General features: G+C 50.1%; 11 protein-coding genes. 8 read left to right on the top strand and 3 right to left on the bottom strand.

Going from position 1 to position 12,368, the window contains the following annotated elements; all coding sequences use genetic code 11:
* Positions 1 to 5: 5 nt before the first annotated feature.
* Together rpsP and ffh are read right to left on the bottom strand one after the other, a co-directional pair.
* Positions 6 to 245 (bottom strand): 30S ribosomal protein S16, encoded by a 240-nt coding sequence (rpsP, locus tag EUZ85_RS24455; RefSeq protein WP_127974562.1) that lies wholly within the window; start codon positions 243 to 245, stop codon positions 6 to 8.
* A 127-nt stretch (positions 246 to 372) separates the two neighbouring features.
* A complete protein-coding gene (ffh, locus tag EUZ85_RS24460) occupies positions 373 to 1,755 on the bottom strand; it encodes a signal recognition particle protein (RefSeq protein WP_127972774.1) in 1,383 nt (460 codons plus the stop codon).
* A gap of 247 nt (positions 1,756 to 2,002) precedes the next feature.
* Between ffh and EUZ85_RS24465 the strand changes: the two genes are divergently transcribed.
* The 5 genes from EUZ85_RS24465 (at position 2,003) to EUZ85_RS24485 (ending at position 8,276) form a co-directional block, all read left to right on the top strand.
* On the top strand, positions 2,003 to 2,809 hold the full coding sequence (locus EUZ85_RS24465) for an inner membrane protein YpjD (protein ID WP_127972775.1): 807 nt from the start codon (positions 2,003 to 2,005) through the stop codon (positions 2,807 to 2,809).
* A gap of 66 nt (positions 2,810 to 2,875) precedes the next feature.
* Positions 2,876 to 4,174 carry an HlyC/CorC family transporter gene (locus tag EUZ85_RS24470; RefSeq protein WP_127972776.1) on the top strand — a complete coding sequence of 433 codons (1,299 nt, stop codon included), beginning with the start codon at positions 2,876 to 2,878 and terminating at the stop codon, positions 4,172 to 4,174.
* Positions 4,175 to 4,345: 171 nt separating this feature from the next.
* Positions 4,346 to 4,948 carry a Yip1 family protein gene (locus tag EUZ85_RS24475; RefSeq protein WP_127972777.1) on the top strand — a complete coding sequence of 201 codons (603 nt, stop codon included), beginning with the start codon at positions 4,346 to 4,348 and terminating at the stop codon, positions 4,946 to 4,948.
* A gap of 229 nt (positions 4,949 to 5,177) precedes the next feature.
* The gene (locus EUZ85_RS24480; protein WP_241566850.1) at positions 5,178 to 7,457 is read left to right on the top strand and encodes a DUF1631 domain-containing protein; all 2,280 of its coding nucleotides are present in this window, start codon (positions 5,178 to 5,180) and stop codon (positions 7,455 to 7,457) included.
* A 102-nt stretch (positions 7,458 to 7,559) separates the two neighbouring features.
* On the top strand, positions 7,560 to 8,276 hold the full coding sequence (locus EUZ85_RS24485; protein WP_164887345.1) for a TonB C-terminal domain-containing protein: 717 nt from the start codon (positions 7,560 to 7,562) through the stop codon (positions 8,274 to 8,276).
* Positions 8,277 to 8,314: 38 nt separating this feature from the next.
* Here EUZ85_RS24485 and grxD read toward each other — a convergent pair whose 3' ends face one another.
* Complete coding sequence (gene grxD / locus EUZ85_RS24490) at positions 8,315 to 8,635, bottom strand: Grx4 family monothiol glutaredoxin (protein ID WP_127972779.1); 321 nt, start codon at positions 8,633 to 8,635, stop codon at positions 8,315 to 8,317.
* Between the two features lie 351 nt (positions 8,636 to 8,986).
* Here grxD and EUZ85_RS24495 point away from each other — a divergent pair, with 351 nt between their 5' ends.
* The 3 genes from EUZ85_RS24495 (at position 8,987) to EUZ85_RS24505 (ending at position 12,242) form a co-directional block, all read left to right on the top strand.
* Positions 8,987 to 10,183 (top strand): aspartate aminotransferase family protein, encoded by a 1,197-nt coding sequence (locus EUZ85_RS24495; RefSeq protein WP_127972780.1) that lies wholly within the window; start codon positions 8,987 to 8,989, stop codon positions 10,181 to 10,183.
* Between the two features lie 90 nt (positions 10,184 to 10,273).
* A complete protein-coding gene (gene argF, locus EUZ85_RS24500; protein WP_127972781.1) occupies positions 10,274 to 11,188 on the top strand; it encodes an ornithine carbamoyltransferase in 915 nt (304 codons plus the stop codon).
* Between the two features lies 1 nt (position 11,189).
* Positions 11,190 to 12,242 carry an ABC transporter ATP-binding protein gene (locus EUZ85_RS24505; protein WP_127972782.1) on the top strand — a complete coding sequence of 351 codons (1,053 nt, stop codon included), beginning with the start codon at positions 11,190 to 11,192 and terminating at the stop codon, positions 12,240 to 12,242.
* Positions 12,243 to 12,368 lie beyond the last annotated feature (126 nt).

The following is a 12,368-nucleotide window of genomic DNA, read 5'->3' on the forward strand; positions in this document are numbered from 1 at the left end:
CCAGCTTAAGCGCTGGCTTTCACTAGATCACGAACGCGATCAGACATCTGAGCGCCACGCTCAACCCAGAACTGCAGACGCTCTGCATCCACACGGACGCGCTCATCATTACCGCGCGCAGTGGGGTTGAAGAAACCTACACGCTCAATGAAACGGCCGTCACGGGCGTTTCTGCTATCAGTCACGTTAAAGTGATAAAAAGGACGTTTTTTTGAACCGCCACGCGCTAGTCGAATTGTAACCATCTCAGTTTGAATCCTGTTGTAAATAAACCAATGTTGTTGGCTCAACACCTGAAAGGGCGCATATTCTACGCAATAATTCAAGCATTGAAAACCTTTTTGTTTGCTCTCTGGCAATTAGGCGCCAGAACTATCTCATGCGCCCCATTGGAGGCATTCCACCGCCAGGAGGCATCATACCTCCCATTCCCCGCATCATGTTCATGACGCCGCCTTTCTTACTGAATTTTTTCATCATCTTCTGCATTTGCTTATGCTGCTTAAGAAGGCGGTTCACGTCTTGAATTTGCAAACCCGCCCCCATTGCAATCCGGCGCTTGCGAGAATTGCTTACAACATCTGGAAACCGCCGCTCATGCGGAGTCATTGAATTTATCAACGCCTCCATATGCACAAACATCTTATCGTTCATATGCTGTTGCGCAACTTGAGAGATTTGTCCCATTCCCGGCAACTTATCCAGCATACCAGCCATTCCGCCCATATTTTTCATCTGCTGCAGCTGGTCACGGAAATCTTCGAGATCAAAGGACTTCCCTTTTATAACTTTCTTGGCGAGCTTCTCAGCCTTCTTCTTATCAAGCTTGCGCTCAGCTTCCTCTATAAGAGAGAGCACATCCCCCATACCGAGTATTCTTGACGCAACCCGATCTGGATGAAATGGCTCCAGAGCCTCGACCTTTTCCCCCATCCCCATAAATTTGATGGGCTTGCCAGTAATAGAACGCACAGACAGAGCGGCGCCGCCACGCGCGTCACCATCAGCCTTGGTCAAAATCACGCCAGTCAAAGGTAAGGCATCATTGAACGCTTTGGCGGTATTCGCCGCATCCTGCCCCGTCATGGCGTCAACAACAAATAAAGTTTCAATCGGATTGACCGCAGCATGCAGACGCTTGATTTCGGACATCATATCCGCATCAATATGCAAGCGCCCCGCCGTATCAACAATCACCACATCATTAAAACGCTTGCGCGCCTCGGCAATTGCCGCGCTTGCAATATCAACGGGATCCTGGTCAGCAGTGCTTGGGAAGAAGTTAACCCCAACATCCCCGGCCAACGTTTCCAACTGTTTAATAGCAGCAGGACGATATACGTCCGCACTCACCACCATGACAGATTTTTTGCGGCGCTCTTTCAGAAACCGCGCTAACTTACCCACGGATGTTGTTTTACCAGCACCCTGCAAGCCCGCCATCAAAATCACAGCCGGCGGCTGACAATTAAGATTCAAGTCTTCATTCGCCTGCCCCATGACAGCAATAAGCTCATTCTGCACAACGCGAATAAACTCCTGCCCCGGCGTCAGGCTGCGCATTACGTCCTGACCTACGGCCTTCGCTTTAACGCTATCTACGAATTCTTTTACGACGGGGAGAGCAACATCCGCCTCCAGCAAAGCCATGCGAACTTCCCTGAGAGTATCCTTGATGTTGTCTTCAGTTAGTTTCGCCTGGCCGGTAATCTTTTTTAGGCTGTCGGACAACCTTTCCGTCAGACTATCAAACATATAGCGTTCCCCTTAATAATCAGGTATGTCGTAAAAGGGCTTGGATTATATCCAACCCTACGGCATACTTCATCTAACAAATGGACCCAGCCGAAACCTATTTTTCCAACTCTTTGTTTATTAGGCGACTTTCGGCGCTTTTAAGTAAGCGCAAGAATAAGCCAAAGCGCCTCATTCCCATAAACAAAGACAGTAACCAGCAGGGCCAAAACAGCTAACACACCCCAGCCGACATGACTGACATTTAATGAGCGTTGTCACCCTTAGCATAGTCGCCACCGTTTTTTACACTATCGCCACAGCCTTTCAATACGCTGTTTACGAGGGCAAGACACCACAACGCCCACACCTGGCTGGAGCAATGGGCTTTCTGGCTGTCGCAGCACACGCAGTTAGCGTTTGGCTCCTGAGCTCAACTTCTCTGGGAACGGACTTCGGCTTTTTCAAAATCATCTCGATAATCAGCCTATTCCTCAGCGCTCTGATTGTTTCCTTCGCTTACATCAAACCCGTACATAACCTAAAGCTATTAATTTATCCCATAGCGATAATAACAGTCATTGCCGCCGTCAGCTTTAAAGGCCCCACACAGGTAGTGGAGCCTGGGCATGTGGGACTCATGGCGCACATCACCTTATCAGTCATTGCATACTCCGTATTTAGCCTGGCCGGGTTACAAGCCTTACTTCTCTACGCCCAAAACAAGCAGCTGAAGGCTCACATGACCGGCCGTCTTGTAAAAGCGCTCCCCCCTCTCCAAACCACCGAAGATATTTTATTTGAGATGATCTGGACAGGTTTGATCCTTCTCACTCTTGCGATAGTAACTGGCAGCTTCTTTGTGGAAGACCTGTTCGCTCAGCATTTAGTCCACAAGACAGCGCTGTCGATCCTATCCTGGCTTATCTTCGCACTTCTGGCTGTTGGCCGTAACCTATGGGGCTGGAGAGGCTTGCTTGCCGCCAGACTGACAATTGGCGGATGCTTATTGCTAGCCTTAGGGTTTCTAGGCAGCAAGATTGCTTTAGAGTTTATCATTCAACCCAGAATCTGATCTTGACACGCCTCTAAGCGTTTCTATGATGACTTCGTAATCACAACAAATGGTTTAACGCTTCCCTTGAACGACTTATCCACTACCTTTCTACTTATTGTATTAGTCATACTGATAGCCCTCTCTGGATTCTTTTCCGGATCAGAAACAGGGATGATGACCCTAAACCGCTACCGTTTAAGGCATATGGCCAAAAACGGACACAAAGGCGCAAAGCGCGCAAACACCTTACTGCAGCGACCAGACCAGCTAATCGGCGTCATTCTGATTGGCAACAATTTCGTCAACATACTCGCATCCGCAATCGCCACCGTTATTGCCACCCGACTATGGGGAGACGCCGGCGTTGCTATCGCCACAGCGGCATTGACAATAACCATTCTGGTTTTTTCTGAGGTCACACCTAAAACACTCGCTGCCCTCTACCCAGAGCGAGTAGCCTTTCCCGCTTCGGTAGCGCTAGTTCCTTTGCTGAAGCTTCTCTACCCCTTTGTACGGTGCGTCAACATTGCCTCCAACTCACTGTTGCGCCTATTTGGAGTCACTGAATACCAAGCGGGCGCTGACCATTTATCACGCGAGGAATTACGCACACTGGTTCACGAGGCGGGAGTCCGAATCCCCAAACGGCACAAACAAATGCTCCTTAGCATTCTGGATTTGGAGAAAGTCACCATAGAAGACATCATGATCCCCCGAAATGAAATCACAGGGATCGATATTGAGGACGACATCGACGAAATTGTCGAACAATTAAGATCCGCCCAACACACCCGTCTGCCAGTCTACCGGGGCGACATAAACAACATTATAGGCATCCTCCATCTTCGCAATGCCGCCAAATTTCTCACTCAGGACGATATAAACAAGGCGATGATCATGCAAAGCTGCCGGGAGCCCTACTTCATTCCAGAAGGCACTCCGCTGAACACCCAGCTATTTAACTTCCAGAAAGAAAAACGGCGAATTGCAGTCGTTGTAGATGAATACGGAGACGTACAAGGCATAGCCACCTTGGAAGACATACTGGAAGAAATTGTCGGAGAGTTCACCACAGATATCGCCGCCACCAGCCCAGATATCACCCCCATGGACGACAACCGCTACATGATCGATGGCTTTGCGACAATCCGCACGATCAATAAAATACTGGGATGGAGACTCCCCACCGACGGCCCCAAAACGCTAAACGGACTGATTATAGAACTGCTGGAGACCATCCCAGAGAACCCCACCTGCCTAAAGCTGCATGGATACAACGTGGAAATCAAACAGGTCAAAGATAATGTCGTCAAGGCTGCAATCGTCCACGACCCATTTGCCCCCCCCAAGAGCACCAAAAAGAAAAAGGCCGCCCAACAGTAAACATTACGCGCCGAAAACTCATTCAAATCAACGCCCGGCGCCCCTCCATATGCAGTTAGCGAATAAAAAAAAATCGCTTAAAAGATCAAAATATAAGCTACTTCTTGACTAAAAATAGCCGGAACACTATGAAGTAATAGTGACCATAAAAATAAGAAGGAGGCTTCCTATATGATCCTGGGCCACACGTTAGGTCTTTTTACACATCCCGATCAGGAATGGCTGTCAATACGCGAAGAGCGCGCCACAACCGGGCGACTGTACGTACAACACACGCTATTACTGGCCTTGATTCCAACCATCGCCGCCTATATCGGCTCCACACAAGTGGGCTGGATCATCGGCAGCGAAGAAACCGTCAAACTAACGCAAGTCAGCGCATTTAACTTATGCGCGCTTTTCTACGTGGCGATGCTGTCTGGAATTTTTATTCTGGGCAAATTCATCGACTTCATGGCAATTACTTATGGCGTAGACAAAAATGCGCCCAGAGGTATTGAGCTGGCTGCATATGCAGCGACACCATTATTTATCATGGGAGCTATAGCAGTTTACCCCAACATCTGGGTAGACATGTTCGCAGGATTAGTAGGGGTATCTTACTCTGTATATCTTCTTTACGAAGGTCTACCGATTCTGATGAAGATCCCCAAAGAAAGGGGCTTCATGTTCGCCACAAGCGTCCTGACTGTTGGTCTGGTTATGCTCGTAGCGCTAATCGCCACCAGTGTTGTAATTTGGAGCGTTGGCATCGGTCCGGTTTATACCAACTGAAGCTATTAACGCCCTTGCCAAGGCGGTCTACCCCAGGGTGCGACCGTCTTGATTTGACTGAAATGACGCGATCCGGCCCCAGATGGCAAGACCGTTTTAGTAACTTATGGTAGATTTTTGTATATAAAGCCGTAAAATAGACGGCAATTATTATAACGACTCACCGCCAAACTCATACCCAAAAAAATAACAATATCTGTTGTCAGCTTGTTTTTGACGCCCCATTTGGGTGCAACAGGAGAAGTTTATGAATAAGGGGAGCGGTGTAAGTTACATTCGCGAGCGCGTGAAGGCTCACCCAAAGCCCGCGGATGAGCTGTTGCTTACGCGTATTCGCGATCACTCCATCTCAATGCTCCTTAACTTCCTCAACAGCATGTTCGATGGTGTTGATGATTCCTTTTTTGAACTAGCGAATCACGCTCATACAAATAATGAGCAAAATCGCTATTTCGAAGCCATGCGTGAGATTCGGATAAAGCGGAAGGGTATAGAAAACCACTTTCAGCAGGAACTCGCACGCCTGTTCAATCAGCCCCCCTCTCAGCACAAGTCCAGCGAGATATTGTCCGACAATGTTGATGCAGATGTACTGAGCTTAGTGCAGAACGACGCCCTGGAAGAGTCCGTCGCGATTAACAGCATGATCAGCAAGGCAAGAGCTAACTTCTCCGGCTCGCTATTGCAGTTTCAAACTCGCGTATCCAGCGTGTATGGCGAAACCAATGAAGAAAATGCGGTAAACCCATTAGACCCGGAGCATATCTGCAAGGCATTTTCCGACGCCTGCATCGGACTTGATATCGAGATAAAAGAAAAGCTGATCGTTTATAAGCAGTTCGACCGCTACGTAATGGGCAATTTGGTTGAATGCCTTGAAGAAGCCAACAAAATAATGATTCAGGCGGGTGTTATGCCTAACCTGAAATATACGGCCAAAAAGTCCCGCGTCACCCCTCGGTCAACTTCCGACGTTTCCGCACGCCCCCTGGAAGCGCAAAGCGATGCAAACAGTCATGACGGCGCAGGCGATGTTTTTAGTCAAGTACAAGAGCTACTGTCCGCGCTCAGGAACACGCCTTCAGACTCTTCTGAGCAGCAACAGGGCGCAACCGTTGGAGCTGGAGGACGACAAGCTCCGCCCCCAGGAAATGTGCAATTCATTGCAGACGCCGACTTACTTTCAATCCTATCCCGTTTGCAGCATAGCGTCCGCACTGAGAATCTGGCGGAAGGGCCTGTTGTAGCTTTAGACCTGCGCTCAGCGGTGCAAGGCTTATTGACTGAAGAAAGCCAAAAGTCAGGCAAGGCGACAGCGCTTGATCAAGTTGATGAGGACCTCATCAACCTAGTCTCCATGCTTTTCGAGTTCATCCTCGATGACTACAACCTGTCGGCTCCGATTCAGGTTCTAATTAGTCGCCTACAAATTCCTATTCTCAAAGTCGCAATCAGAGACAAGAGCTTCTTTAGCAAGCCATCTCACCCTGCCCGCAAGCTATTAAACGCACTGGCGAAGGCAGGCATTGGCTGGAGTGACGCATCAGAGAAAAAACGCGACAAGCTCTACGAACAAATCCACCGCGCCGTTCAGCGCATCCTTGAGGAGTTCAACGGCGAAAGCGAGCTTTTCGAAGAGATATACCAAGAGTTCTCCCAATATTTAAGCCGCGAAGAGCGAAAAGCGAAACTGGTTGAGCAGCGGACCAAAGAAGCGGAAATTGGTCGCGTCAAGTCCCATAAAGCCCATCAGGTAGTGGAACAGATTCTCAGCGAGAAAATCGCCGCGCAGCCTCTCCCCCCTGTTGCCGTTGAACTGCTTCGCGGCGGGTGGAGCCGCGTAATGTTCCTGGCTTACTTGAAAGAAGACACTGAACACCGTCTGAACCAATGCACCAAAGTGGTGGACGAACTGACTTGGTGCTTACAACCTCATACAGAAGTTGAAGCCAGACAGCGCTGGGTCAAAGTTGTTCCCCAGTTACTCAAAAACCTCAAAGCAGGCTTGAAAGAAGTTTCCTACAACTCAGCCAAGCTTGAGCATATGCTGGGAGAACTGAAGAAGGCGCTAACAGAAACCTTCAAGCAACAATCTATAACCAGCGCACAGAATGACGCACCCAAGCCGCCCGTACCAGTCCCAGTGGTGATAGAACAAAAACTCACCCCTGCCGCAAAAACAGCGGTAGAACGGCAAAGCGAATATGAAGACGCGGCGCTAGCGGAATATCTGGCAAAAGTGGATGAGATGGAGTGTGGAGCCTGGATTGAGTTTTCTCTGGTAAATGGCGCTCGCTTCAGATGCAAGTTGTCCACTAAGATCGAGGACTCTGACACCTACATATTCGTTAATCGCCTTGGGCTGAAAGTCGTCGAGAAGACCCGAGGCGAACTGGCTCACGAATTACGCAAAGGGCGCATTAAAGCACTGGAAGAAGGTCTCCTCTTCGACAGGGCGATGGATGCCGTTATTGGCAACCTGAGGAAGATGTCAGGCAAGGCAGCCTGAGGTGGAATAGGCCTACCCGTTTCACATAACTGACGGAAACTCATTTCTACCGCCTTAGGAAATAAGTTAAATTCACTGCAGACCTCAAGTTCTATGTATTTTATGTCTGACAGTGAATTTAACGGCGTACGCGCCGCCAACGCCATTTTCTTCTCCATCCTCGCTCACGCAGGCATACTGTTTCTACTATTCTCCATCCAACTTCCACAAAAAGAAAACTCAACAATTACAGTCACCCTTAGCGCAAGGGCGCCCACTCTCCATAAAGCCCAAACTCAAAGCAAGCCCACACAAGCCGATGCGGTAGAGGACATAGCCGACGACGCACTTCCATGGAAAGGCGCGCAACAAGAAACCTTCTCAGGAATACCTCGCAGCAACGCAAATCGCACTAACTTGAACTGGGTGAGCAACCTGTTTAAAGGCGAGCCTCCCACCGGCGACAAGAACCCCAATAAACCAGAAAGCAAAGCATATGAGATGGACGCATCCATCCTGGAGCTATTGAAAAGCCAGCCATCAACACACTCGACATTCTGGCCATACCTCGTGCGCCATTTAGCGCAAAATCGCCTCTACAACAATCAATATGAATATAGCGACCTCACAGAGCCCCGTATGGTCGTACTCAAGCTGCAATTTCAAGAATCGGGAATGCTAGTGAAAGCGGAACTTGAGAGAAGTAGCGGGGACGAGAAGCTGGACGCAGCGGCGATTCGCAGCGCATACGCCGCCAACCCCTACCAACGCCCACCTTCTACAGACAGCGTATTTGGCTACAGTTATCTAGTGCAGATCCTGTACACCCCTGCCAGCTAAGTTATAGCTGCAGGCCCAAAGCCGCATGTTCGAAATGGTTATTCTGCGACTGCAGCGCCTTTCACCATTCCCTGCAATTCGCCAGATTCATATAGCTCAGTGACGATATCGCACCCGCCAACCAACTCGCCTTTAATATAAAGCTGGGGATAGGTCGGCCAGTTAGAGTAGGTTTTCAACGCTTCGCGAATTTCTGGATGCTCCAGAATATTCACATAAGCAAATTTCTCACCGCAGGCCATCAACGCCTGGACAGTACGAGCGGAGAATCCACACTGAGGCGCATTGGGCGACCCTTTCATAAACAGAATGACAGGGTTGCTGGTCAATTGCTCTTTGATAACTTCGATGACATCCATAAACCTAACCTTTGATAACAGTCATTGAGTGATTGGTTGACTATTTTACTATGTTTTTAAGCGCTGGCGATGACGATTTAAACAGGCATCGACATAGTGCGCCAAAAATAAAGCTCTTCGCCCTTTCTGGAGCGGAAGTATACGCGAAAAGCGACGCCTCTTCAGGGACAAATAATCGTCTGTTAACCAGGAAATTTGAGCCAGATCAGGGCCTCCCCGGGCTTCGTTGCCATGTGTAACAATTATCTATACTATAGTTGTTGGAACAGGCAGCCGGGGCTGCCTTTTTGCGTTATATAGGGTTTTAAACCATATATAGAGTTTAAGGTTGTATATAAGAGGACGAAGAAAATGGCCGGTCCAACCCTGATGAATACTTATGGCAGACTGCCCATCGCCTTTACGCATGGAGAAGGTTGCTGGTTATACGATACTCAAGGCAACCGCTATTTTGACTCAGTAACCGGAATCGCCGTATGCGGGCTGGGTCATGCGCATCCCGCCGTTTCTGAAGCGGTTTGCAACCAATCCAAGAAGCTTTTGCACTGCTCCAATCTTTATCAGGTTCCTCTACAGCAACAACTGGGCGATCTATTGTGCCAAGTCGCAGGTATGGACAGTGTCTTCTTTTGCAACTCCGGCGCCGAAGCCAACGAAGCCGCCATCAAACTTGCCCGCCTATATGGCAAAAAGAAAGGTATTGAATCCCCCTCGATTATCGTCATGGATCACTCTTTCCACGGCCGCACTCTCGCAACATTGAGCGCAACCGGCAATCGCAAAGTGCAGGCCGGATTTGAACCATTGGTGTCAGGCTTCGTTAGAGCGCCATACAACGATATGAAAACCCTGGAGAATATCGCCCGCGCGAACAACAATATCGTTGCGGTAATGATGGAGCCAATTCAGGGTGAAGGCGGCGTAAACATCGCCCCGGTAGAATATCTCCATGCAGTAAGAAAACTGTGTGACTCCAAAGGTTGGCTGCTGATGCTGGATGAAGTGCAAACCGGCAATGGCCGCACCGGTACTTACTTCGCCTACCAGGACTATGGTATCGCTCCCGACGTCGTGACAACCGCCAAAGGCCTGGGTAATGGCGTACCTATTGGCGCCTGCCTGGCCAAAGGCGTCGCCTCCGAGGTCTTCCACCCAGGCTCTCATGGCTCGACATTTGGCGGCAACCCACTCGCTTGCGCAGCGGCGATGGCGGTCATCAAGACGATTCAAAGCAACAATTTGACCGAAAGAGCCCGCACTCTTGGCGAGCAAATCCTCAGCAAACTGAAGCAGGAGTTCGGTGGCGCCGAATACATCAAGGACATTCGCGGCAAGGGTCTGATGATCGGTATAGAAATGACCGAGCCTTGCCCCGAATTAGTTCCCTTGGCGCAAACCGTGGGACTACTGATCAATGTTACGTCTGATCGCGTTATCCGGTTGCTGCCGGCTCTGACCATGACGGACGTTGAAGCCGAACACCTAGTAACGACACTGGTGCGACTGATCAAGCTCTACGCTGCGGACGATCGAAAAAAACCAAGGTAGGTTTAGCCGCGCATAATGAAAGGCGACAGCCGTCGTCTTTCATTCCTTCTATATTTGACTTAAACCTACTGAAATGGCGAGTAACGCACCATGAGCATCAGACATTTTCTGACATTGTGTGACTTTTCCCCGGCTGAACTGGAATATCTGATTGAGCGGGCCATCCAGCTAAAAGCCAAGCACAAAAGCAAACTGGCCTATACGCCGATGCAAGGCCAGGTTCTAGGTATGATTTTTGAGAAGTCCTCCACTCGTACTCGAGTCTCTTTTGAGGCAGGAGCTGCGCAGCTGGGCGGCTCAGCCATATTTCTTTCGCCCCGCGATACGCAGCTGGGCCGCGGAGAACCGATTGAGGATAGCGCTCGTGTTCTGTCGCGCATGGTCGACATCATCATGATCCGCACCTTTGAACACAGCAAACTTGAACTCTTCGCCAAGTATTCCTCTGCGCCAGTCATAAATGCGCTGACCGATGACTACCACCCCTGCCAACTTCTCGCAGACATACAAACCTATGTCGAGCACAGAGGCTCTATCCGAGGCAAAAAAGTCGCCTGGATTGGCGACGGCAACAATATGTGTAACTCATACATCAATGCAGCGCGCCAATTCGGGTTTGAACTGGCGGCCGCCTGCCCTGAAGGATATGAGCCCATGCAGTCGCTAGTAGAGCAGAACGTGGACCGCGTAAAAATATTCCGTAACCCGTCCGACGCTGTCGCAGGCGCTCACTTGGTCGTTACCGACGTATGGGCTTCCATGGGACAAGAGCAAGAACAGGCTGAGCGGGAAAAGGCCTTCGCCAAATTCCAGGTTTCCCCTGAACTAATGAACAAAGCCGCACCCGATGCGCTGTTCATGCATTGCCTGCCCGCACACCGAGGCGAGGAAATCAGCACAGACATGCTGGACGATCAGCGCTCCGTCGTCTGGGATGAAGCAGAGAACCGCCTGCATGCACAAAAGGCCCTCATGGAATTCCTGCTCTACGGAAAGCAGGTTTAACATGGTGGCGAGCGCTCCCCTGCTGGAGGCCAAAGACCTCAGCTGCGGCTATGGCGATCAGGCTGTCGTATCTCACCTGTCTTTTCAGCTGAACAAAGGCGAAATAGCCAGCTTGCTAGGCCCCAGCGGCTGTGGCAAGACTACTGTTCTACGCGTACTGGCGGGCTTTCAGCCCGTCTTTGCGGGAGAGGTGAGAGTAAACGGCGCGCCTGTTTCTACACCATCCGCCACTGTGCCGACGGAGAAACGCCAAGTCGGCATGGTATTTCAGGATTATGCGCTCTTTCCTCATTTAAGCGTCGCCGCGAATATCAAGTTTGGCCTGCATAATCGTAGCGCGACGGAAGCAGACGCAAAGCTGAAAGACATGCTGGAGCTCACCGGCATGACGGCTTACGCCAATGCTTACCCCCATCAGCTTTCTGGAGGCCAGCAGCAACGCGTCGCCTTAGCTCGGGCACTTGCGCCAGATCCAGTGCTGTTACTAATGGATGAACCCTTCTCCAATCTGGATGCGGAACTTCGTTCGCGTCTTAGCCTGGACGTCAGAGAAATACTCAAAAAACGGGACATCACCGCAATTTTGGTGACCCACGACCAAAATGAGGCCTTCGCCATGGCCGACCATGTTGGTATTTTGCACGGCGGAGGCTTACAGCAGTGGGATACGCCCTATAACCTGTATCACGAGCCCGCCAACCGCTTTGTCGCCAACTTTATCGGCCGCGGAGCCTTATTACCTGGCGTGTTAACCACCCATGACAGCGTTGAAACTGAACTTGGCGTCATTCGCGGCAACAGAGCTTATCCCTGGAATCCGCAACAGGCTGTTGAAGTATTGATTCGTCCTGACGACCTGGTATTCGACGACACCTCTCCTCAAAAAGCCAAGATTATCGACAAGATATTCGCCGGCTCCTCAACCCTCTATCGACTTCTGCTCAGCTCAGGCCGCAAACTGGAAGCGCTGACGCCTAGCCACCAGGACTTCCCTATTGATGCGGAGGTCGCTATTCGCCTGAAAGCGGAACATTTAATCGCATTTAAAAAATAAAGGCGCAGTTCAGTCCTGAAGTCTGAAGTCTGAAGTCTGAAGTCTGAAGTCTGAAGTCTGAAGTCTGAAGTCTGAAGTCTGAAGTCTGAAGTCTGAAGTCTGAAGTCTGAAGTCTGAAGTCTGAAG

Source organism: Hahella sp. KA22, assembly GCF_004135205.1.
Lineage (GTDB): Bacteria > Pseudomonadota > Gammaproteobacteria > Pseudomonadales > Oleiphilaceae > Hahella.